The organism is Microbulbifer sp., assembly GCF_051659245.1.
GTDB lineage: Bacteria > Pseudomonadota > Gammaproteobacteria > Pseudomonadales > Cellvibrionaceae > Microbulbifer.
Window position 1 is genome coordinate 45,047 of the sequence record NZ_JBOFOC010000006.1, and the last position, 21,653, is coordinate 66,699.

Sequence of the window (21,653 nt, forward strand, 5' to 3'; positions counted from 1 at the left end):
CTCGCAGTTGAGTCGCGACGGTACTCTTTAAAAGGAAGGCAAAGAATCAGGACGTGGGCGACGGAGAGAAAAATCGCTCACACTCGCGAACTCCTTGTGCCCAGCGTTTACCGAGCTGTTCGCAGGCGGTGCGTATCGATTGGGCGGAGCCAACCAGAGACCTAAAGCGGCTTTCGAAGTTCCGGCTCAGGTAGAGCCAGTTTCTCGGGTCGATTTGCAACCGCTCCAGAATGGGCGGTAGGCGGTCAGAAATGGCTCCACGTTTGTCCCCGCGAAGAGCGCGTCCGGTCCAGTCTACCAGCGCCAGATAGTCCTCGAGCCGCAGGGGAATGCCCGCGGACATGGGCTCTCGCGGATTACCGACGAAAGGGAAGAGTGACTGTGGTTGCTCACCTTGCTTGGCCGCTGCGATGCGCCGCTTGACCGAGGTGTGCGCGGATTCTTCCGGAGTCTCCGCCATTTGCGCACGAATCGGGTTCAGGTCCACATAGGCCAGACAAGCCGCCAGCGCCCGCTCGTCCAGCAACGCCTGGGACTTGAAACGGCCTTCCCAGAAACGGCCGGTGCACTGGTCCTCCCGGGAGATGGATTCGTTCAGCATGCGCATAAACCAGCTGACATCCGCGAGCCGGGCCAGAACCAGCCCCTTAAGGTCAACCCCCCCCGCAGTCCTAGGCTCTGCGGAGCTGCCACACGGCTGTCGAATTTAGTATTTCTATGAGAGCGGTGTGGCGGTTTCTGAATGACGTAAAGCACCTGGAGAGAAATTCAAGATTTTTGACTGTCTCGTGTGTTCAGACACCAATGGCACTAAGTTAAGCGCAATTGGCCCGATGTAGGGTGGATAAGCGAAGCGCATCCACCACTCCAGCAGCCGGCTTCTGGTGGATGCGCTTCGCTTATCCACCCTACAAAAATGCCCGGCCCCCTTAACTTAGCGGCATTCTGTTCAGACACGAATTACGCCACTGATTGAGCATAAATTTCTTACCTTGGCTTTTTTAGCCGGACACTGTTGTTACCGCATACAGGGAGTAGCACTCCCGTCCATATTTGATCAGAAGGCGCCCAAACCTGTAATGGCGTGTAATAAAATCCCACACACAAACACTAAATAAGTTGGTAAAGTAATCGGGCTGGAGAAATTGGACAGTTCCAGCGCACGCATGACAAGCCCACAAGGAGAACTTTTTATGAAGGAAGCACAAAAGTGGTTATCTGCTGCATTTGCCGCACTGTTTCTGGTGTGCGCTTCTGTTTCCACCATCGCCGCAGAGGCGGATGCGGAATTGGCCGTGGTCAATATTAACACTGCCTCGGCCGAGGAGCTGGCAACAGTGTTGGATGGCGTGGGCGAAGCCCGTGCGGAGTTGATCGTCAAATTCCGCGAGGAGCAGGGACCCTTCACTTCGGTGGAGCAGTTGCTGGAAGTCAAGGGGGTGGGCACAGCTACGCTGGAGAAGAATCGAGAAAAGATCCAGCTCTAGCAGCCAAACTCGGACGGAAGAGCGCTACGGCGCTCGTCCGCCCGAGTCGCTGTAATCCACACCCCAACCTCACTTCGCCCAGCCGACTCCCTCGGCCACCCCCAGGCTCAATGCTCCTCTCTCTCCACAGCCGGCTTACTCAGCAACAAAAGAAAACCGATCATCTATTGAATAGCACCTCTCACTGAACCACCAGCCAGGTTGATTTGATTAATTTTCGATCAAACCTTATGCCTTCCTGTCATCTTTACACTTAAAGCATGCCTGCTCACATTTATTTCCAATAAGAAAAATTATCACTATGAAACCTTATCTACGCGAATAGTTCTGCCATTTGCAGATCAAAAAACAACCTTATCGATTATATTTCATGCACTATGTATTGATTTCAGAAATACTTCGCTTAGTCACGATAGTTCCATATTTAGATTTAATACATTAAAGTCAGTTTACGCATTAAATGCTACAAGTTTCTAACCGCACTGTAAGTACCATAAGTACATAAGTAAGGATGCACTACCTATGATCAAGACTAAATTGAGCGCTGCTATCGCGACATTGAGTACTCTCGCTACAACCGGCGTAGTGGCTCAGGACGCGGTACCCGGCCCGCAAGTCGAAGAAGTGATCGTTACCGGTTCGCGTATTGCCCGCGATCCGCTGTCAACTACCGGCCCCATCACTCTGGTTGGCTCAGAAGCCATCGAGCGCTCCGGGGTGGGCACCATCGACGAACTGTTGCGCGAACTGCCGTCTATGGGCACCGCGGGCATCAACGCCAACGACAACAACGGGGGCGGCGGTCTGGCTTTTGTCGACCTGCGCAATCTGGGCTCCTCCCGCACCCTGGTTCTGGTAAACGGTCGCCGTTTTGTATCTTCCAGCTCCGGGGTGAGTTCCGCGGTGGATATGAATAATATCCCCGTCGATATGATCGACCGCATCGAGGTGCTGACCGATGGCGCCTCGGCCGTATACGGTTCCGATGCCGTCGCCGGTGTTATCAACGTAGTAATGAAAGATTCCTTTGACGGCGTAAAGATCAGTGTCCGCGGCGGTGCCACCGAAGACGGCGGCGGTGAAAACGGCGAGCTGTCCTTCACCTTCGGCAATGAAGGCGAGCGCGGCAGTTTTGTGGGCAATATCTCCCACACCCAGCGCGACGAAATTGCCTACAACGATCGCGACTGGGCAGGGCTGAACAGCTCACTGACCCCCAACGGCAACCTCTACACCGACTATGGCAACTTTACCGTTGGCGAGGACGGCCAAAACCTGACCGACGGTGCCACCTCCTACGATATCGGCCAACACATGTGGCTTGCGGGCAGCATGGAGCGCACCAGCGTCAACCTGTCCGGCAACTACTCGCTGAGCAACAGCGTAGAACTCTACGGAGAGGCCAGCTATACCAACAAAACCACCAACCAACAGTTGGCCGCACAGCCGATGTACTCCGCCAACGGTTTTGCAAGAGACCCGGAAGAGACAATAGACCCAGAAGAGCATCTGCCCGCCGAAATTCAGGCACAACTGCAGAGTGCCTGGCAGGAAGCCCACGACGCCTGGGTCGCCAATGGCCGCGATCCGGAAGACGAAGAGTTCCCCTTCCCCGGCGAAAGCTGGCAGAAGGGCTTTAACGATATGCGCATCCGCCCGGTGGTCGGCGGTACCCGCGACTACGAGCAGGAAACCGACACCTACCGCTTCCTGGCCGGCCTTCGCGGCGACTTGGCCAACGGCTGGAGTTGGGACGCATTCGCCAGCTACGGCAAGAACGAAGGCGAAAACGTGATCGCCAATTCCTACAGCAAGAGCAAGCTGCAGGAAATCCTGAACGGCACAGCGGGCATCGAGCCGGTATTTGCCGGCGGCATGAGTTCCGAAGTGATCGACTACATGCGTTACACCGACAGGGAAGACAACGAGTACGAACTGGAAAACTACGGCCTCTCTCTTACCGGAGACCTAGATGCTGTCCAGTTCCAGGGCGGCGCCCTGGGTTTTGCCGCGGGCGTGGAATACCGCAAGGAGTCCGGTGAGTTCAATCCCAGCGTGGAAACCCAAAGTGGCGACACCTTCGGCAACCAGCAGGAAGCCACCGAAGGGGACTACTCGGTAACTGAAGTGTTTGCCGAATTCAACCTGCCCATTCTGGCCGGCGCCAAGTATGCGGAAGAATTGTCCGCTGACCTCGCGGTTCGCTATTCCGACTTCGACACCTTCGGCGGCGAAACCACCGGTAAAGTGGGCTTTGTCTACGCGCCAATCGAAGACCTTCGTTTCCGCGCCAGTGCTTCCACCTCCTTCCGGGCTCCGGGTATTTACGAACTTTACAGCGGCACCGCTCAGAGCTACGAGTACCTGATCGATCCCTGTGACACCAGTGAGAGCAACGAGGAAGGCCAGGGCGCAAACTGCGCCATGGTAGGTCCGGGCTTTACCCAGGGCGGCAGCCAGGTTCCCACCAATATCGGCGGCAACCCGAACCTGGATGCGGAAGAGGCCGAGTCCTACACCTTCGGCATCGTCTGGACCCCGGCTTTCGTCGAAGACCTGTCCATCACCCTGGACTACTTCGATATTCAGGTGGAGAACGCCATCACCTCTCCGGACCTGCAGCGTATGCTGGACGACTGCTACCGCGATGGCATCGAGACTGCTTGCGCCGCGATCACCCGCGGTGCCGGAGGCGAGGTCACCAACCTGGAAGGCCCCCGGATGAATATCGGTGAAATCAGCACCCGCGGTGTGGACCTCGATATCGTCAACAACCTGCATTTCAATGCCGGACAGCTGGCCTTGCGCCTGCAGGCGTCCCGCCTGCTGGAGTATGACGAATACAACGAGCAGACTGACCAGACCTGGGACAAGCTGGGCTATGTGGGTACCTCCAGTGAAATGTACGTGAAATGGCGCGGCCTCGCTGGTGCCACTTGGTTCGCGGACAGCTGGAGCCTGGGCCTGGATGTTCGCCATCTGAGCGACGGCGAGACCTCCTATCGCGAAGTGCCCTCGCACACCTACCTGGACCTGCACGCGGGCTGGGACGTAAGCGACGCACTGCGGCTGACCGCCGGTGTCGACAACCTGGCCGACCGCGAGCCCACTGATGGCTCAGGTTCCGGCGACTGGAACAGCACCCTGGACTATAAAGGTCGCTACGCCTGGGCCGGAGTCAGCTATCAGTTCTAAAAAGGACCTGGCAAGCAAACAAGAGAAGGGGCGCCGATCGGCGCCCCTTTTTTTCGATTTTCGCCTGCAGGGCAGGCTCCCACAGAATTGGCTCCATATTCCCGTGGGAGCCTGCCCTGCAGGCGAATTACTCCTGCCCCTGCTGCAAATATTCCAGCTTGCGCATATAGGCGTTCTTGGTACCCGGGTTTTCCGCCAGGGAAAACGCCTCGGTAAAATGTTCCCGCGACTCCTTCATATCCCCCAGGCGGTAATTGGTCAGCCCCATCAAAAAGTGAAAACGGTGATCGTCGCTGTACTTCCACAGCGCGCGGCGGAGCCGCTTGTGTGCCAGTTCGAATTCGCCGTGTTCGTAGGCATTGCGAGCCTGGAAATAGAGGTAGTAGGGATTGCGCTCGCGGTAGTAGCGGGCCTGGCGTTCGTAGTGTTCCGCCAGTACCTCGCGGCCGCTGTTGCGGTAGAGGCGTTCCAGGTTGCTGATGGCGGTCAGGTTGGCCGGTTTCAAGCGGATGGCCTGTAGGTAGCTCTGCTCTGCCTCGGTGGCAAATCCCGCGCGCCCGTAGATCACCCCGAGATTTGCCCAGAGTTCGCTGCCCTGCGGCTGCAGTTCCAGAGCCTTGCGCATGTACAGGAAGGCGGCGCGAGAGTCCCCTTCCTTCAGCAGCTCCACCGCGCGGTTGCTGTAGAACTGGGCGAAAGCGGCGGAGTCGGACAGGCGGAACTGATCGTACACCGGGTCGTAGGCTTCGAGGTTGAAATCCACAATGCGGCGACCGCGCGGGGTACTGGAGACCATGTTGATGTGGCGGTAAACGACGAAGGTGTCCGCGTCCGCATAGTCCCAGGTCTGCGGCACTTCCACCTGGTTGAAATAGGCCTCGGCCCCCAGGGCCCGCGTCATGGCCACCATCATTACCGTAAAGGCCATGCAGTTGCCGCGCTGCTTGCGGAAGGTCTCCGCGGCAGTGAGGGTGCTGTCCGCGTCGTATTCCACATGAAACTGCTCACCGAAGGCCTTTAGCAGAACCACCAGCCTCTGCGAAGAACTGGCATCCGGGGCAGTGCTGTCGAGGAGTTCACGCATCTCGTCGCTGAGGCCGAGGATATCGACCTCCGGCAGTTGCTGTGGCGTCACCCGGTAGCCCAGCAGCGGCTCGCCACTGAGCAGATGACCGGTGTTCACCTCCGTGGCTGTCGGCGGCATAGTGGTGCAAGCACCTAAAAATACGACAACAAAGAGAATTCCGGTCACTGTGAGGGAGATTTTCATCGTTATAGTTCCCTGGCGGCAGGCTCTTATGAGCTTTACCACTAACCGGGCTGCCTGTAAACCCCTCACGCTCGTTTCACCTGTAACCATTAGCCTAGATAACAACCAACTGTTACACTTCGCAGGTTTTTACTGGAAGCTCTGTACGCCAGAGGTTTCCCTTACTATCTACAGGCAGAGGCACTTCTATGTCTTCTAATGTCGCGGACACCACTACGGCTTTTACCGTTGCCGTATCCAGCCTCAATTAGACCTGAAGTCACGGATTCAGGTTAAAGCTATAACAACTGGAAATTCAGATTATGTCGTCGAATACACATCAGAACAGTGATGGCTTTTTCGGCCATCCCAAAGGGCTCTCAACCCTGTTCTTCACTGAAATGTGGGAACGCATGAGTTATTACGGTATGCGGGCCCTGCTCGTACTGTTTATGACTGCGAGCTTGCAGGAAGAGGGGCTTGCCTTCACCGTGGCAGCCGCAACAGCAATCTACGGCCTTTACACCGGGGCAGTTTACTTTTTAGGCCTGCCCGGCGGCTGGATTGCGGACCGCCTGCTGGGTGGTCAACGGGCTGTCTGGTACGGTGGCATCATCATTATGTGTGGCCACATTGTCCTGGCCATTCCCAATGACAACACCTTCTTTATTGGCCTTATTCTGGTCGCCTCAGGCACCGGCCTGCTCAAGCCGAACATCAGCGCACTGGTAGGCCACCTGTATTCCTCCGACGACGTCCGCCGTGACAGTGGCTACGCGCTCTATTATATGGGCATTAATATGGGCTCAGTCCTCGGCTATACCATCTGCGGTTACTTTGGCGAGGATATCGGTTGGCACTGGGGGTTCGGCGCCGCGGCAGTGGGTATGGCCATTGGCCTGATCCAATATCGCAAGACAATTCACAACTTGGGAGACGCCAGCCTCCTGCCGGAAAGCCCGCTGACACCAAAGGGCTCGAAAATGGCGTGGCGCGTTATCGGTGCGGTTGTTATCGCCGTAGCCATCATCACCGGCCTTGCACTGGCAAAAATCATTACCATCAATCCAGTGCTGCTTGCCCAGTATGTAGCGGTGGCGTTCACCTCGATCTTCTTCGCATATTACGGATTCATATACTTCGGCGGTAATCTGAGCGAGGTAGAGAAGAAAAGGCTATGGGCATTGTTCCTGGTTTGCATAGCCTCTGCCTGCTTCTGGGCCGGTTTCGAACAGGCGGGCTCCTCCCTGAACCTGTTTGGCCGCGACTACACCGATCGCCTGATCGGGTCATTTGTGATTCCGGCCTCTTGGTTCCAGAACGCCAACCCGATGTTCATTATCATCTTGTCGCCCTTCTTTGCCGCGTTGTGGATCAACTTGGGCAAGCGCATGATCACCCCGTCCTATAGCCTCAAATGTGCCATAGGTCTGATCATTATGGCCTCCGGCTTTATCGTGATGTTTTTCGCCGCACAGTATGCTGCAGATGGTTTAAAAGTCGCTCCCTACTGGTTGATCACAACTTACTTCTTGCACACTGTGGGCGAACTCTGCCTGAGCCCCGTTGCATTAAGTGCGGTCAGCAAACTTTCACCACGCCGCTTTGCAGGCCAGATGATGGGTGTGTTCGTTTTGACCTACTCAATCGGTAACATCATCTCTGGCTTACTGGCAGGAAACTTCGATCCGAACAACGTTGAAGAGCTGCCGAATCTGTACCTGCAGATCAGCCTGTTCAGCATCGGCATCGGCATCATCCTTATCCTGGTTGGACTGAAGTCCAAGTATTGGGAAGGGCAGGGGCAGCCGGGAAACTCCCCAGCGGGGACTGAGGCGGAAGCCAACACTGCCTGAGGTATGGGCAGTGCCTGAAGTACGCATTAGCGGGCCGCTGCGTGAGCAGCGGCCTTTTTTGTTTGCGGCAGTAGCCAACCGAATGGCACTAAGATAAGTCGGCTCACCTTGTAGGATGGGCAAAGGAGCGCGGCGACGTGCCCATCTTCCGCGGCCTTCCCGAGTCCCGAGTCCCGAGTCCCGAGTCCCGACCAATTATCCGAGTACCAACCCCGCATTCAGCCAGATAAACCGCAACCCGATCACGCACAGCAGGCCGGCAAAGCAGTTCTTGAGCACCTGCGGCGAGAGCCGGTGGGCCAAGTTGGCGCCGAGCCGGGCGAAGGGCGTGCTGGCGAGCACTATGCCGAGAAACGCCGGCCAGTAGATATAACCGCTGCTCCAGGGCGGCAGTTGCTCCTCTCCCCATCCCTGTACCGCAAAACTGATCGCCCCGGCTACCGCAATGGGCAGGCCGCAGGCGGCGGAGGTGGCCACGGCGCGCTGCATCTGCACCCGGCAGTGGGACAGGAAGGGCACGGTGAGCGAGCCCCCACCAATGCCGAAGATCGCGGAGGCCCAGCCGATAACACCCCCACCGGCAGACAGCGCCGCGGCTCCGGGCAGACGGCTGCCGTCAGTGGGCAGTTGCGCGCTGCGCAGGCCATCGAGCCACATCTTGACGGCGATCACCAGGGCGAAAACGCCGATCAACAGCTGCAACCAGGCACCCGGGAGCAGGTGGGCGGTCACTCCGCCGAGCCAGGAACCGAGCAGGATGCCCGGCGTCATGGCGAGAAAAACCGACCAGTCCACGGCGCCTTTCAGATGGTGCGCGCGGATGGAACTGAGGGAGGTGATAACAATGGTGGCCAGGGAAGTAGCCACTGCCATATGGGTAAGGATTTCCGGTGCCAGGCCCCGGGCGGTGAACACCAGCACCAGCGCCGGCACTATGATCAGGCCGCCGCCAACGCCGAACAGGCCGGCGATGGTGCCGGCGGCGGCACCGAGCAGCAGATAGATCAGCAGTGTTTCCATCCCCCTCCCCCTGCAACGCCCTTTTCGTGGGAGCCAGTCTGCTGGCGCCTGCAGGGCAGGCTCCCACAAAGTTATTTCGTAACTACTCACCCCAACAGTCCCCTCTCCCCCTTTGGGGACAAATCCGCCGGGAGCGGATTTGGGCAGCTTTAGCTGGCCGAAGGCCGAGCGCCATGGATGGCGCGAGTCACTGGGTTAGGGAGAGGGGGCGCTGATCAAAGCCCCCTCCCCCGGCCCCTCCCCCGCAAGCGGGGGAGGGGAGAGTAGTTACGTTATTTCAAGCCTTGTCGATATGGAGCCAGTCGAATCCCTGCTGCTGGCAGGCAAAAATGCAGTTGGCCACCTGCCCGGCGGCATCCTCGAGGGCTTCGCGGGCCCGTTCGACGGTATTGTTCTTTTCGCTGATATGCGCCACCACCAAATGCTGCAACCGCTCGCAGCCGACCCGCTGCAGGAAGCCGGCCGCCTGCTGGTTGCTCAGGTGGCCGTAGGCACCCCCCACGCGCCGCTTCAGCGACGGCGGATAAGGGCCTTGGGCGAGCATCTGCGGATCGTGGTTGGCCTCGAGTACCAGGGCATCGCAATCGCCAAAATGTGCCTCCACATGGGGAGTCACGGTACCCAGGTCGGTGAGCAGGCCGAGGCTGCTGCCGCGGCTGCGGAATACGAATTGCGCCGCCTCCCGCGCATCGTGGGGGACAGCCACCGGCGTCACATCGATGTCCGCCACCGCAAACGGCTGGTGGCCCTCGATCAGGTGGACCCGCGGCAGCTTGCCGATATCGCGCGCACGAAGGGTTCCGGGGGTCAGGTAGACAGGCAGTCCGTACTTGCGGGCCAACGGCGCCACACCGGAGAGGTGGTCACTGTGCTCATGGGTCACCAGTATCGCGGACAGGTCCGCCGGCGACACACCGAGCCGCGCCATGCGCCGCTCGGTCTCCCTGATGGTAAAGCCACAGTCCACCAAGAGGCAGTGGCCGCCGCTGGCCACCAGGGTGCCGTTGCCCTTGCTGCCGCTTCCCAGCGAGGCAAAGCGCAACATTAAATGAGATTCTGACGAACAGCCATCAACAGTTGCGTCGCCCGGTTGCGGGGTAGGGGCTTCCCGCGGGTGTCGCGAATGCGAACCTGGACTGCCTCCCCGGTGCCGCGCACCAGCACCAGGTATCCGGGAATCTGCTGGTCCGCAGCGCCGCCCAGGCCCTCGATACCGCTGAACAGCGCCGGGTCGGCAGAGGGATCGATGTTGGCCAGCAGCTGTTGCAAAGTCACTTTATCCGCGGCCTTTACCTGCTCGTCCTCGCCCTTGCCCAATCTCCAGGAAAACCAACTGTCGTCATCCTCTTCGGAGAGCTCGCGGTCTTCGTCGTAAGTGACATAGAAGAGGCCGACGTCCGCATCTTCCTGGTGCAGCCGATAGGCACCGACGTTGATCGCGTGAGCCACGGTGGCCCGGGCGCGGTCCATGGCCAGGTCCATGGCGATATAGGGTTCCTTGCCCGCCGGCTCCACCAGTTGCACCTTCACCGAGCCGCCGCCGATCGCCTGGGCCACCAGCGACGCAGTCGCGCCGGTGGACTCAGCGGCCAGTGAGGTGGACATCTCGTCGATCATCCAGCCCTCGCGCTCCGGACTGGTGGACCGCTCCGGCCAGTTGACCTGGCCGGCCACCGGCGCGTCGAGAGGTACCGACAGGTGGCGCACATGAACTTCCGTGGTATCCGGCTGCACGCCGGACTCCACCCGTAACTGGTACTTGTCTTTGGTGTTGGGATCTTCGCCAAAAGTCAGCCAGACGGTTTCCATAATCCCGGAACTGGCGTCGGACATGGCCAGCTGCAGCCCGGAACTGCGCAGGAAATAGTGCAGTTGTGGCCACACCTCGTCCGGCGGCTGGGACACCAGCACCCAGCGGCGGTTGCCCAGCTTCTGGATCTTCACCCGGTCCAAGCCCACATTGGTGGAAAGAGGCTGGGGCCGCGGCACTTCGAACTCGCCGCGCTCCAGTTCACCGCCGCCGACCTGGGGAATCTCGTACAGCTCTTCCTGGTGCTTGGCGGTGACACCGGGCGGCAACTGCAGCGGCGGCAGGCTGTTGGCCATCTGGTAGTCATCGCCGCGGTCGCGGAAATAGCCGTCGTCTCCGCCAAACATTCCGCAGCCCACCAGCGCGAGGCTGGCGATCCCGAGTGCGGTTCCAGCAGTGAATCTTGTCATTATCGATACCTTTACTTTCGAATCTTGGGCGGCGCGTTTTTTACAATATCCCGGCGCTACGCAACGCCTCGCGCACTGTGGCGTGATGTTCGGCGGAAAGGGAGGTCAATGGCAGGCGGATACCGCCCTCCACGCGCCCCATCTCCCGCAGCGCCCACTTCACCGGTATCGGATTGGACTCCACAAACAGCACTTTGTGCAGTATGCGGATACGTTCGTCGATGGCGCGCGCTGTCCCGGCGTCGCCACCGACCGCCGCCTCGCACATCTGCGCCACCGCCGCCGGTGCCACATTGGCGGTCACGCTGATATCGCCGTGGCCACCGGCAAGCATCAGCTCCAGCGCCGTGGCGTCGTCACCGGAATAGACGGCGAAATCCCCGGGCAGGATTTCCAGCAGCTCTCGCGCGCGGTCCAGGTCACCGGTGGCCTCCTTGATGCCGACGATATTGCCGATCGCCGCCAGGCGCCGCACCGTCTCCGGCAGCATATCCACCGCGGTGCGCCCGGGCACATTGTAGAGTATCTGGGGAATGGCCACGGCCTTGGCGACGGTCTTGTAGTGCTGGTACAGACCCTCCTGGGTGGGCTTGTTGTAGTAGGGCGTGACCAGCAGGCAGGCGTCGGCACCGCACTTGGAGGCGGTCTCGGTGAGTTCGATGGCCTCCTGAGTGGAGTTGGCACCGGTGCCGGCGATCACCGGTATGCGCCCGGCCACCTGATCCACCACGCGGCGGATCACCTCCAGGTGTTCGTTGACGTCGAGAGTAGCGGATTCACCGGTGGTGCCCACCGCAACCAGGGCGCGAGTACCCTGCTCTATATGCCACTCCACCAAATTGTGCAGACTGTCCCAGTCCAGGCTGCCGTCTGCGTACATGGGGGTAGCCAGGGCCACCATACTGCCGGAAAACATCCTAACTCCTTACCTTTCACCGGTTGAGCCGCCGAAAAACGAAACCGGTATGTTACTGAGCGCGCCGGGCGGATGCCAGACCAGTTGCAGGCTATCTGCGCTTCTTGCGCCGCCGCTTGCGCTTGCGGGCCTCGCCGTAGACGTCCGGAGCACCTTCCGGGCGCGTCTTGAAGCGGCGGTGCACCCACATGTACTGGGATGGATTCTCCCGCAGGCGCGCCTCGATAAACTGATTGACCACCACCGCATCCTGCAGTTCGTCGCCGGAGGGAATTTCCTCTATCGGGGGATAGATCATCACGCGGTAGCCTGCACCGCCCTCCAGCCGGGTCACCATGTAGGGTACCACCTGTGCCCGTCCCAGGCGGGCAAAACGCGAAGTGGCGGTGACAGTGGCCGCGGGCTGGCCGAACAGCGGGGCGAAGACCCCGTGGCTGATGCCGTAGTCCTGGTCCGGCGCATACCATACCGAACGCCCCCTCTTCAGCGCGCGCAGCATGCCGCGCACATCCTTGCGCTGGTAGACCTCGGAATCCTCCCCGTGGCGCTCGCGACCCTTGCGCTGCATATAGTCGTACACGGGATTCTTGTGCGGGCGGTACATGCCGTCGACTTTGTGGCACATGGCCATAAAGGCGGCGCCTATCTCCAGGGTAGTGAAATGCATCGCCATCAGCACCACCCCCTGCCCCCGTTCCTGGGGTTGCCGCAGGTGCTCCAGGCCCTTGATGGTGAAGCGCTTGCGCAACCATTGGCTGGAGCGGAACCAGGCCATGCCGGTTTCCACCAGCGCGATACCGTTGGAGTCGAAGTTGCGCCGCAGCAGCTCGGCGCGCTCTTCCTCAGAAAGCTCGGGGAAGCACAGCGCCAGGTTGCGCTCGGCAATAGTGCGGCGGCGGCTGGCGAGGCGCAGCATCAGCCGGCCCAGGCCGCGGCCCAGGGTTAGCTGCCAGCGGTAGGGCAGTTGCGCGACCAGGTACCAGAAGGCGAAGAGCAGCCAGGTCGGCCAGTAGCGCGGATGCAGCAGCGCTGCGCGAAAGTGGGGTTTTTCCATCGGGTGTCTTGTCTGCCGCTGTGGCGGTCGAAAGCGGCGCATTATAGCGATGGCGGGAGGGACCTGGCGAGTGGTAGGGTGCGCCGTGCGCACCATTCGGCCCGACGGTGCGCACGGCGCACCCTACTGGTCATTCAATGCCGCAGCAGGGTGTCCAGTTCGTCCACCGCCTCGCACCAGTCGGAATCGTCCAGGATCGCCTGCTCCAGGAACTCCCGTTGCCCGCCGGACCAGAAGGGCGCCTCGGACAGGTGCTCCTCACCGCTCAGGTGGTGGCGTTCGAGAAAACTTTCAACGGCGTCGTCATCGGAGGGGAGGCCCAGTTGGGCGAAGAGGTCGTTGACGGTGTGGTGGCCGGTGGTTTCCATGATCGCTCCCCGCGGTCGCAATACCTTGCAACAGTATAGGAAAGCGCCGGGGGCGGCTATCCCCCCGGCCCTGTAGTGGCACTAGTTGCTATTGAGGCCCAGGCGCAGGTATACGAACTGACCCGGCGCGTCATAGTTGGTCGCGTCGAAACCGTTGAGCGCACAGCTGTAGCACTCGGGGGGCTCTTCGTCGAACAGGTTGTTGATCCCGAGGGTCACCGCGTAGCGGTTGCTCGTGTTCACCGGCGACCAGGTGAGCTGGACATCGTTGTACACGGTGGCATCCAGCTTGTTCTCCAGTGCCGCCTCGTCGGAGCAGAGCCCAAGGCCTTCAACTGCTTCACAGGACTCGGTCAACTCGTCGATATAGCGCAGAGTCCAGGTGGCGGCCCAGTCCCGGTGGTGCCAGTCCAGGTTGACATTGAACTTCCACTCGGGAAAACCGCGTTCCGGGTCGCCGATTTCGGTGCCTTCGCGCTCCACCTCCAGGAAGCCGTCAGCCGATGGGAAAATTTCCGTATATTCGCTCAGGAAGCTGTTCGCCCACTGCACACGGAAGGTGCCGACAGAAGTTTCCGGTGTCTCGTAGGTGATACGGAAGTCGTAACCGGACGTCTCTATGCCACCGATATTGGTAAGCTGGTTGGAGAAGCCATTGATCGCGCCACTGCCTGTCCGGCTGATCCCGGAGCAGAGCACCGGGTCCAGGGTCTGAACGCAGGCGTTTAACTGGGTACTCGCGTTCAGTGCCTGAATGGCGCCTTCCACCTCGATATCGAAATGGTTCAGCTCCAGATCCAGCCCACCGATCCAATCGACGCTATCCACCCAGGACGGGCTGTATACGATACCCCACACCACGCTCTCAGAGGTTTCGGGCTCAAGCTCCGAATTACCGCCGGTGGTCACCGAGATTTGCGGGTTTAACTGTGTATAGGAGCCATCACCTGGAACCCCCAGGGCCACACAGCTCTCGACAATCGTCGGATCGGTATCGCCATCCAGCCCGGAACAGGGGTCTTCCAGCGTCTGGTCAAAGCGCGCTTGGGAACCGAACAGTTCACCGATCCCCGGAGCGCGCAGGCCCTCGGCGAAGGAATAGCGCACCATCACATCATCCACGGGCCTCCAGCGCAGGCCGTATTTCCCGGTAACCTCGGAACCGAAGGTGCTGTAGTCCTGGCTGCGGCCCGCCAGGGACAGATTCAGCTCGCGAGCCATGGTCATATCGGCGAGCAGGGGCACATCGAATTCCACGAAGAATTCGTTGCTGTCATAGCTGCCGCTGGTGGGGCTGGAGGGCACGCCGGCGCTCTCACCGGCTACCACCACGGCATCCGGCTGGAAGTAACCCTCCTGATCGCGGTATTCAAAACCCATGGCAAAACCCAGCGGACCTGCTGGCAACTCGAACAGGCTGCCGGACAGGTTGGCGGTGAAGTCCTTCAACTGCTGTTCGCTTTCATCCTTCTGGATAAAGCCGACCCAATCGAGCATCTCCTGAGTGATGGTGCCCTCGCCGTTGGCGCCCTGCCCGCCAAAAATATTAAAGGGTACACAGCCGGGTATGGCCGCACATTCATCCACCGGCCCCAGGGCCAACTGCAGATGCCGCGAGTTATAGCCGCCGGTTTTGATTTGCGTGGCGTGATTGCGCGAATAGGCCAGGGTTGTATCCCAGTAAAAAGTGCGCTCGCCGAGGACAAAATCCCCCTCGAAACCGCCGCTCACATAGAAGGTATCCACATCCTGGCGGAATACCCGCGGGCCGCCTTCCAGCGGGCGACGGGTAATCGCGTAGGCGGGGCTGGTGTCCGGGTCGATTGTGAAACCGAAGGGGTTGTACGGATTGCTTACGTCAATGGCAATGGTATCCATCAGGTTGCCATTGCCCGCGTCCGGGCCGATAAACAGCGGCTCGGGTGCAGCCTGGTTTCGCGATTGGCGATTGTTGTACAGCGCCTTGAAGCGCATGGTGACGCTGTCGTTCAGTTCCTGGCTGATCTGGCTAAAGGCGCTCCAGCGCTTTAGCGGCGCCTGCACCAGGTTGTACTGCGCAAAGTTAAATCGGTCGGCATTGGTAAAAGCGTGGAAATCATCATTGGGACCACCGGGATTGGCGGGATCGTAAACGGGAATACCGCTCACACCGTCATTTGTGGTCAGGTTCAATTCCCGCCCGGTGTTCGGATCGATGATACCGAAGAAGCCCCCCTGCGGAGTGCCGGCCGAACAGCCCGCCGCGCAATCCTCCACCCCCGGAATGGGATAGGACGCAATATCGCGATCGCTGGCATAGATCTCCTCCTGGTCATTAAAGGCGAGATTGAAGAACATGTTGGTATCGTCGCCGCTGACACCCCAGGACAGGTTGTATTCCTGAGTCTGCCCATCCCCTTCGCTGGTCACACCGCTGTGGGCGGACAGGCCAAACCCATCGTAATCCTTCTTGGTGATGATATTGACCACACCGGCGATGGCATCGGAACCGTAAATGGCCGAAGCACCATCCTCCAACACTTCCACACGCTCGATAATCGACGTGGGAATGGTGTTGAGATCGGTGGCACTGGAGACACCGGAGGCGGAGGAACCATTAACCCAGCGCACACCGTCCACCAATACCAGTACCCGGTTGGAACCCAGGTTGCGCAGGTCCACCTGCGCGGCACCGGCCCCGATGCCGCCGCCGTCCGGCGGGAAACCGAAGTTTCCGGAACTGTTGAACTTGGTGTTGAGCGCGCCGCCGGAAGTGGGCATGCGCTGGAGAATATCGGCAATGGAATTGGCGCCACTACGGCGCAGGTCCTCTTCGGTGAGCGTGGTAACCGGAGCATTCTGCTCCAGGGGGCTCTGGCGGATCTTGGATCCTGTCACCAGGACCTCTTCTATAGCACCAGCGCCCTCCGACTGTCCCTGGGCAATCGCGGCTGACAGCAATGTGGAGGAAAAGACTAGCCCGATACAAACCTTTTTATGATTTGACATATTTCAACTCCCTTGATGGTCATTTATTTTTGTTACCTCAGGGAGAAAACTATCAGAAGATTTCGGCAAAAATTAGTAGAATTTCACACTTCTGCCACCAAATTCCTTTCCTTTGTCACAACAAACCCGGTTATTGCACAGCAGGCGTGCCGTGAAAGGATTACGGCGCCGGATTGGGACTGTCGTAGTGCACCGCCTCTATCGCCGCCAACAGTTCTTCGTTCAGCCTCACCTTCACACTATCGATATTCGCCCGCAACTGCTCCATCGTCGTCGCGCCGATAATATTCGAAGTGACGAACGGCTGCCGGTTGACGAAGGCCAGGGCCATCTGCGCCGGGTCCAGGCCGAACTCCCGCGCCAGGCCGACGTAGGCCTCGGTGGCCGCCGCCGCACGCGGGCCGGTGTAGCGCTGGAAGCGCTCGAACAGGGTCAGGCGCGCTCCGGCGGGTTTGCGCCCACCCAGGTATTTGCCGGACAGGGCACCGAAGGCCAGCGGCGAGTAGGCCAGCAGGCCGCACTGCTCGCGAATCGCCATTTCCGCGCAGCCCACTTCGAAGCTGCGGTTGAGCAGGTTATAGGGGTTCTGGATGGAGGCAATGCGCGGCCTGTTGCCGTGGGCGGCCAGACGCAGATACCGGTGCATTCCCCAGGGAGTCTCGTTGGAGACGCCGATATGACGCACCTTGCCGGCGCGCACCAGTTCCTCCAGCGCACCCAGGGTCTCGGCAATGGGCACGCCGTCATCGCTGTCGTGCTTGTAGTCCAGGCGGCCGAAGAAATTTGCGTGCCGCTCGGGCCAGTGCACTTGATAGAGATCGATGTAATCGGTGCGCAGGCGCCGCAGGGACTCGTCGCAGGCCTTGAGGATCTGCGCCCGTTCCAGCCGGGGGCCGCCGCGGATATGCGCCACGCCGGAGTTGGCGTCGCCGCGGCCGGTGACCTTGGTGGCCAGGACCACCTGGTCCCGATTGCCCCGCGCCGCCAACCAGTTGCCGGTGATCTCCTCGGTGCGCCCGTAGGTCTCCGGGCGCGGCGGTACCGGATACATCTCCGCGCAGTCGATAAAGTTCACGCCCCGGTCGAGGGCGTAGTCCAACTGCTCGAAGGCCTCGGCCTCTGTGTTTTGCTCACCCCAGGTCATGGTGCCCAGGCAGATCTGGCTGACCTTGAGGTCGGTGGTGCCCAGTTGGCGGTATTCCATGGAGAAAACTCCTACAGGTGGAACGGAAATTTTGCAGGGACAGGAAATGGAGTTGTAGAAGCGGCCGTCCTGGGAACGCCGAGCTCCAGCTCGGCACCGCGGCCGGAGGCCGCGTCATAGGGCGGTGGAGGATCAAGGCGGGCCTGCGGCCCGCTTTGCCGAGCTGGAGCTCGGCGTTCCCAGGGGCTCTCCTACAGGAGACGGCGGGTTTACTCGAAATCCGCCTCTACCATCGGACTGACATCAGCGTCGTAATCGATGCCCTCGATGCCGAAACCGAACAGTTTGAGGAAATCCGCCTGGTAGCCTTTGTAGTCGCTGAGTTCGAACAGGTTGTCCTCGGTCACCTCCGGCCACAGTTTCTCGATCTTGGCCTGGGTTTCTGGCCGCAGCTCCTTCTCATCCATACGCAGGCGGTTGGCATCGTCCACCCGCGGGCTGTCGGTGTAGAGGCCCTCGGTGTAGAGGCGGTAGAGCTGCTCGATACAACCCTCGTGGGTGCCCTCCTCCTTCATCACCTTGTAGACCAGGGAGATATACAGCGGCATCACCGGGATGGCGGAGCTGGACTGGGTCACCAGCGCCTTGAGTACCGCCACATGGGCTTCGGCCTTGTCGCTCTCACTGATGGCCCTGGCAGCGCGGTCCAGATCTTCCTTGGCCTTGCCGATGGTGGCGTGACCGTAAATGGGCCAGGTGAGCTTTTCGCCGATATAGGTGTAGGCGACGGTCTTGCAATCGTCCGCCAGCACGCCGGCCTCGTCGAGGGCGTCCATCCACAGTTCCCAGTCCTCACCGCCCATCACTTTCACCGTGGCGGCTATCTCCTCCTCACTGGCGGGCTCCACGGTGATATCGGATATCTCCAGCTTGTCGGTGTTCAGATTCTTGGCGGTGTAGCCCTCGCCGATCGGCTTCAGCACCGAGCTGTATAGCTCGCCGGTCTTCGGGTCCTTGCGTCGCGGCGAGGCCAGGCTGTAGACCACCAGGTCGACCTTGCCCATGTCCTCCTTGATCATCTCGATGGCCTTGGCCTTGATCTCATCGGAGAAGGCGTCACCGTTGATGCTTTTGGCATAGAGGCCCGCCTTGTGCGCCTCCTCCTCGAAGGCCGCGGCGTTGTAGTAGCCGGCGGAGGCGGTGCGCTTGTCCGTGGGCGGCTTTTCGAAGAAGACCCCCAGGGTGTCGGCGCCGCAGCCGAAGGCGGCGGTGATGCGCGAGGCCAGGCCGTAGCCGGTGGAGGCGCCCACCACCAATACCTTCTTGGGGCCGTTCTCGATGGCCGGCTGGGACTTGATGTAGTCGATCTGCTCGCGCACGTTGGCGGCACAGCCCTGCGGGTGGGCATTGGTGCAGATAAAACCGCGTACTTTCGGCTGGATAATCATGCCTGGAATTCTCCCCCTCGATTTTGGGAACCTACAGTCACAGGCTGGGCATTCTATAGGCATAACCCGGCCAGTCCCATAGCCGGCGTCACAGGGCACGTAAATCGCTGTCCAGAATATCCTCCTCCCCGGCCAAAGCGCCCGGACGGCTCCCCGCCGCTATCAGCGCCTCCTTGCCCGGATTCCGCCGCCCGCGACTTCTTTTTGGCACGCTTAGTGCAGATTCAATGTTGGGGCCGTAGCGGACCGCGGCCTGTTCTTAACCCATAGCGAGGCAGAGAGGTAGGCATGAAATACTACTCACGTCACTTTGTGAAACCCGGAGATCTCAACCCGGCGCAACGGCTGTTCGGCGGTCAGCTTCTGGCGTGGATAGACGAGGAGGCGGCCATTTTCGCCGGCTGTCAGATGGGCACCCCCATGGTGGTCACCAAGTTGATGTCGGAGATCGACTTCGTGAGTTCGGCGTTTTGCGGCGACGTGGTGGAATTCGGTTTCGAGGTGGTGGATATAGGCCGCACCTCACTCACCGTGCGCTGCGAGGTGCGCAACAAGCAGACCCGCGAGCTGATCATCCAGGTGGAACGCATCGTGTTTGTCGCCCTGGACGGGGAGGGCAAACCCACTCCGCACAAGAAGGCGGGTATGACCCTGGACGAGGCCGGGGAGGACTCGCAGCTGGAGCAGGAGGAGAAAGAGCGGAGGGAGCAGCGCCTGGCCAGTTAGTCTCCCGAGCCCTCTCCCCCAACCCCTCTCCCGCAAGCGGGAGAGGGGAGCAACCGGCTCCCTCTCCCCCTTCGGGGGAGAGGGTTGGGGAGAGGGGGCAAAAGTAGGGAGAGGGGGCGAACAGGCGGTATAATCGCGCATTTGCGATTGATACCGCCACCATGTTCGAGCTGAGATTCACCACCCCAAAATCCTGGACGGAGCCGGTACTGGCCGACTTTGACCGCTTCCTGCAGGACCACGCCGCCGCGGAGAAAAAGGCCTCCGGCATGGCGGTGTCCATGTTTTCCCACTATCCGGACAAGCCGGTGCTGGTGGAGGCCATGGTGAATCTGGCGCTGGAGGAGATGAACCACTTCCGCCAGGTGATCAAACTGATGCACGAGCGCGGTGTCTACCAGGCTCCGGACGAGAAAGATCCCTACATCAACGCCATCCGCAAACTGATCCGCCGCGGCAGCGAAGCGTACCTGCTCGACCGCCTGCTCACCGGCGGCATTATCGAGGCCCGCGGCTGTGAGCGCTTCGGACTGGTGGCCGAAGCACTGCCAGAGGGCACGCTCAAAACCTTCTACCAGGTGATCGCCGAAAGTGAGGCCCGCCACCACGAGCTGTTTGTGGAGCTGGCCCTGGAATATTTCCCGCGGGAAACGGTGGAAGCCCGTCTCGACCAGTTGCTGGATGCCGAAGCCGTTATCGCCGCCGCCCTCCCCCATCGCGCCGCACTGCATTGATGGCTACGGAAAAGTATCTGCAAAAATACGCGGAGCCGGAAATCCGCCTGCTGAACACCTGGCCCGACAACCGCTACCGGCACACACTGGTTATTCCCTGTTACCGGGAATCGCCGGATTTCCTGCAGCGGTTGCTCGAACAGTTCCCGGCAAAAAAACTGCTGCTGGTACTGGTGGTCAACCAGCCGGACAGCGACACCAGCGCAAACAGCAACCGGGAACTGCTGCAGGCGATAGAAAAACTCTCCCCGCCCGCCTGGCAGAACAGACACCTGAGCCTCCGCCCCTGGGGAGAAAACGGCGGCCTTCTACTGGTGGAGCGCTGGCGGGAGACGCTGCGCATTCCGCGCAAACAGGGCGTGGGCCTGGCGCGCAGGATCGGCTGCGATATCGCGGCACAATTGCATCACCGGGGTTTCCTCTGCAGCCCCTGGATACACTCCACGGACGCGGACGCGCGGTTGCCCGACGATTACTTCGAGGGACTTCCGGATGCGCAAACCACCAGCGCCGCCCTCTACCCCTTCGCCCACGACAGCGGCCACAGTCCGGTGCACCAGGCGCTGCAACTCTACGAACAGGCGTTGCATTACTATGTGGAAAACCTGCGCCGGGCCGGTTCCCCCTGGGCCTATCACACCATCGGCAGCATCCTGGCGATCAGCGCCCGCCACTACTGCGCCGCGCGGGGATTCCCGAAAAAAGCCGCCGGTGAGGATTTTTACCTGCTGAATAAACTGGGCAAGCTGGCACCGGTGGCGGAACTCACCGGCCGCGCACCCGTGCGCATTGCCGCGCGGCTGTCCGACCGGGTACCCTTCGGCACCGGCCCGGCCACGGCAAAAATTGCCGGGCAACTGGAGTCGGGCGAAGAGCCCACCTGGTATGCACCCCAGGTATTCGGAGAGTTGCGCAATTTCCTGAACGAAGCCCTGGAGGATGGCGGGCAGGTCTGTCAAAACCCCCGCTGGCGGGAGGCGCTGGAGGAACTGGGCTGGCAACAATTTACCAATCACTGCCGGCAGCAAAAATTGCAGGGCGTCGCCAGGGAGACCGCCTTCCACCACTGGTTCGACGCCTTCCGCACACTGCGTTTTATTCACCTGATGCAGCGCCGGTGGCATCCGCCTCGGCCATTGCGTGAATTACTCGCGCAAACCACCTCGGTGTCTCAGGGTACTTAGTAGGAGCGGCCCATGGCCGCGATCAGACTCACCTCGTAGCACAATACGATCGCGGCCATGGGCC

Annotated in this window: 17 protein-coding genes; 6 read left to right on the forward strand and 11 right to left on the reverse strand. The window is 60.4% G+C overall.

Translation table 11 applies throughout. From position 1 onward, the window contains the following. Nucleotides 1–46 precede the first annotated feature (46 nt). Nucleotides 47–601: a hypothetical protein gene (locus tag ACRC0P_RS00535; RefSeq protein WP_438627449.1), complete on the reverse strand. Its 555-nt coding sequence runs from the start codon at nucleotides 599–601 to the stop codon at nucleotides 47–49. Nucleotides 602–1,193: 592 nt separating this feature from the next. On the opposite strand from ACRC0P_RS00535, the gene ACRC0P_RS00540 reads away from it, so the two are divergent. Both ACRC0P_RS00540 and ACRC0P_RS00545 read left to right on the forward strand, forming a co-directional pair. Continuing rightward, nucleotides 1,194–1,487: a ComEA family DNA-binding protein gene (locus ACRC0P_RS00540; protein ID WP_438627451.1), complete on the forward strand. Its 294-nt coding sequence runs from the start codon at nucleotides 1,194–1,196 to the stop codon at nucleotides 1,485–1,487. A 522-nt stretch (nucleotides 1,488–2,009) separates the two neighbouring features. Beyond that, the gene (locus ACRC0P_RS00545; RefSeq protein ID WP_438627453.1) at nucleotides 2,010–4,682 is read left to right on the forward strand and encodes a TonB-dependent receptor domain-containing protein; all 2,673 of its coding nucleotides are present in this window, start codon (nucleotides 2,010–2,012) and stop codon (nucleotides 4,680–4,682) included. 127 nt (nucleotides 4,683–4,809) lie between these two features. Here the strand turns inward: ACRC0P_RS00545 and ACRC0P_RS00550 are convergent, their stop codons facing one another. Then, nucleotides 4,810–5,886, reverse strand: coding sequence for a tetratricopeptide repeat protein (locus ACRC0P_RS00550; protein WP_438627455.1), 1,077 nt, complete (start codon nucleotides 5,884–5,886; stop codon nucleotides 4,810–4,812). Between the two features lie 368 nt (nucleotides 5,887–6,254). Between ACRC0P_RS00550 and ACRC0P_RS00555 the strand changes: the two genes are divergently transcribed. After that, on the forward strand, nucleotides 6,255–7,787 hold the full coding sequence (locus tag ACRC0P_RS00555; protein ID WP_438627457.1) for a peptide MFS transporter: 1,533 nt from the start codon (nucleotides 6,255–6,257) through the stop codon (nucleotides 7,785–7,787). A gap of 195 nt (nucleotides 7,788–7,982) precedes the next feature. On the opposite strand, the gene ACRC0P_RS00560 is transcribed toward ACRC0P_RS00555, so the two are convergent. The 9 genes from ACRC0P_RS00560 to fabV all read right to left on the reverse strand — a co-directional run bounded on the left by ACRC0P_RS00560 (nucleotide 7,983) and on the right by fabV (nucleotide 18,945). Beyond that, nucleotides 7,983–8,807 carry a sulfite exporter TauE/SafE family protein gene (locus tag ACRC0P_RS00560; RefSeq protein ID WP_438627459.1) on the reverse strand — a complete coding sequence of 275 codons (825 nt, stop codon included), beginning with the start codon at nucleotides 8,805–8,807 and terminating at the stop codon, nucleotides 7,983–7,985. 277 nt (nucleotides 8,808–9,084) lie between these two features. Continuing rightward, nucleotides 9,085–9,852, reverse strand: coding sequence for an MBL fold metallo-hydrolase (locus ACRC0P_RS00565; RefSeq protein WP_438627461.1), 768 nt, complete (start codon nucleotides 9,850–9,852; stop codon nucleotides 9,085–9,087). Next, nucleotides 9,852–11,027 carry an outer membrane protein assembly factor BamC gene (gene bamC / locus ACRC0P_RS00570; RefSeq protein WP_438627463.1) on the reverse strand — a complete coding sequence of 392 codons (1,176 nt, stop codon included), beginning with the start codon at nucleotides 11,025–11,027 and terminating at the stop codon, nucleotides 9,852–9,854. Before bamC ends, ACRC0P_RS00565 begins: the two co-directional genes overlap by 1 nt. A gap of 40 nt (nucleotides 11,028–11,067) precedes the next feature. Beyond that, nucleotides 11,068–11,943: a 4-hydroxy-tetrahydrodipicolinate synthase gene (gene dapA, locus ACRC0P_RS00575; RefSeq protein ID WP_438627465.1), complete on the reverse strand. Its 876-nt coding sequence runs from the start codon at nucleotides 11,941–11,943 to the stop codon at nucleotides 11,068–11,070. Nucleotides 11,944–12,034: 91 nt separating this feature from the next. Beyond that, nucleotides 12,035–12,997: an LpxL/LpxP family Kdo(2)-lipid IV(A) lauroyl/palmitoleoyl acyltransferase gene (gene lpxL, locus ACRC0P_RS00580; protein ID WP_438627467.1), complete on the reverse strand. Its 963-nt coding sequence runs from the start codon at nucleotides 12,995–12,997 to the stop codon at nucleotides 12,035–12,037. A gap of 134 nt (nucleotides 12,998–13,131) precedes the next feature. Next, entirely contained in the window at nucleotides 13,132–13,365 is a 234-nt protein-coding gene (locus ACRC0P_RS00585; protein WP_438627469.1) for a DUF2789 domain-containing protein, read from the reverse strand. An 81-nt stretch (nucleotides 13,366–13,446) separates the two neighbouring features. Next, nucleotides 13,447–16,242 (reverse strand): TonB-dependent receptor domain-containing protein, encoded by a 2,796-nt coding sequence (locus ACRC0P_RS00590; protein WP_438627471.1) that lies wholly within the window; start codon nucleotides 16,240–16,242, stop codon nucleotides 13,447–13,449. Between the two features lie 271 nt (nucleotides 16,243–16,513). Next, on the reverse strand, nucleotides 16,514–17,557 hold the full coding sequence (locus tag ACRC0P_RS00595; protein ID WP_438627473.1) for an NADP(H)-dependent aldo-keto reductase: 1,044 nt from the start codon (nucleotides 17,555–17,557) through the stop codon (nucleotides 16,514–16,516). A 209-nt stretch (nucleotides 17,558–17,766) separates the two neighbouring features. Continuing rightward, the gene (fabV, locus tag ACRC0P_RS00600; protein WP_438627475.1) at nucleotides 17,767–18,945 is read right to left on the reverse strand and encodes an enoyl-ACP reductase FabV; all 1,179 of its coding nucleotides are present in this window, start codon (nucleotides 18,943–18,945) and stop codon (nucleotides 17,767–17,769) included. 288 nt (nucleotides 18,946–19,233) lie between these two features. Here fabV and ACRC0P_RS00605 point away from each other — a divergent pair, with 288 nt between their 5' ends. The 3 genes from ACRC0P_RS00605 (at nucleotide 19,234) to ACRC0P_RS00615 (ending at nucleotide 21,589) form a co-directional block, all read left to right on the forward strand. After that, nucleotides 19,234–19,671 carry an acyl-CoA thioesterase gene (locus ACRC0P_RS00605; protein WP_438627477.1) on the forward strand — a complete coding sequence of 146 codons (438 nt, stop codon included), beginning with the start codon at nucleotides 19,234–19,236 and terminating at the stop codon, nucleotides 19,669–19,671. A gap of 161 nt (nucleotides 19,672–19,832) precedes the next feature. After that, nucleotides 19,833–20,405 (forward strand): tRNA-(ms[2]io[6]A)-hydroxylase, encoded by a 573-nt coding sequence (locus ACRC0P_RS00610; RefSeq protein WP_438627479.1) that lies wholly within the window; start codon nucleotides 19,833–19,835, stop codon nucleotides 20,403–20,405. Next, the gene (locus ACRC0P_RS00615; RefSeq protein WP_438627481.1) at nucleotides 20,405–21,589 is read left to right on the forward strand and encodes a hypothetical protein; all 1,185 of its coding nucleotides are present in this window, start codon (nucleotides 20,405–20,407) and stop codon (nucleotides 21,587–21,589) included. The genes ACRC0P_RS00610 and ACRC0P_RS00615 overlap by 1 nt, the downstream gene beginning before the upstream one ends. Nucleotides 21,590–21,653: the final 64 nt, after the last annotated feature.

What these genes read in the sequence shown, in the direction of transcription:
- ACRC0P_RS00535 (WP_438627449.1), bottom strand. Translation starts at nt 601, where the DNA reads ATGCTGAACGAATCCATCTCCCGGGAGGACCAGTGCACCGGCCGTTTC.
- ACRC0P_RS00540 (WP_438627451.1), top strand. Translation starts at nt 1,194, where the DNA reads ATGAAGGAAGCACAAAAGTGGTTATCTGCTGCATTTGCCGCACTGTTT.
- ACRC0P_RS00545 (WP_438627453.1), top strand. Translation starts at nt 2,010, where the DNA reads ATGATCAAGACTAAATTGAGCGCTGCTATCGCGACATTGAGTACTCTC.
- ACRC0P_RS00550 (WP_438627455.1), bottom strand. Translation starts at nt 5,886, where the DNA reads ATGCCGCCGACAGCCACGGAGGTGAACACCGGTCATCTGCTCAGTGGC.
- ACRC0P_RS00555 (WP_438627457.1), top strand. Translation starts at nt 6,255, where the DNA reads ATGTCGTCGAATACACATCAGAACAGTGATGGCTTTTTCGGCCATCCC.
- ACRC0P_RS00560 (WP_438627459.1), bottom strand. Translation starts at nt 8,807, where the DNA reads ATGGAAACACTGCTGATCTATCTGCTGCTCGGTGCCGCCGCCGGCACC.
- ACRC0P_RS00565 (WP_438627461.1), bottom strand. Translation starts at nt 9,852, where the DNA reads ATGTTGCGCTTTGCCTCGCTGGGAAGCGGCAGCAAGGGCAACGGCACC.
- bamC (WP_438627463.1), bottom strand. Translation starts at nt 11,027, where the DNA reads ATGACAAGATTCACTGCTGGAACCGCACTCGGGATCGCCAGCCTCGCG.
- dapA (WP_438627465.1), bottom strand. Translation starts at nt 11,943, where the DNA reads ATGTTTTCCGGCAGTATGGTGGCCCTGGCTACCCCCATGTACGCAGAC.
- lpxL (WP_438627467.1), bottom strand. Translation starts at nt 12,997, where the DNA reads ATGGAAAAACCCCACTTTCGCGCAGCGCTGCTGCATCCGCGCTACTGG.
- ACRC0P_RS00585 (WP_438627469.1), bottom strand. Translation starts at nt 13,365, where the DNA reads ATGGAAACCACCGGCCACCACACCGTCAACGACCTCTTCGCCCAACTG.
- ACRC0P_RS00595 (WP_438627473.1), bottom strand. Translation starts at nt 17,557, where the DNA reads ATGGAATACCGCCAACTGGGCACCACCGACCTCAAGGTCAGCCAGATC.
- fabV (WP_438627475.1), bottom strand. Translation starts at nt 18,945, where the DNA reads ATGATTATCCAGCCGAAAGTACGCGGTTTTATCTGCACCAATGCCCAC.
- ACRC0P_RS00605 (WP_438627477.1), top strand. Translation starts at nt 19,234, where the DNA reads ATGAAATACTACTCACGTCACTTTGTGAAACCCGGAGATCTCAACCCG.
- ACRC0P_RS00610 (WP_438627479.1), top strand. Translation starts at nt 19,833, where the DNA reads ATGTTCGAGCTGAGATTCACCACCCCAAAATCCTGGACGGAGCCGGTA.
- ACRC0P_RS00615 (WP_438627481.1), top strand. Translation starts at nt 20,405, where the DNA reads ATGGCTACGGAAAAGTATCTGCAAAAATACGCGGAGCCGGAAATCCGC.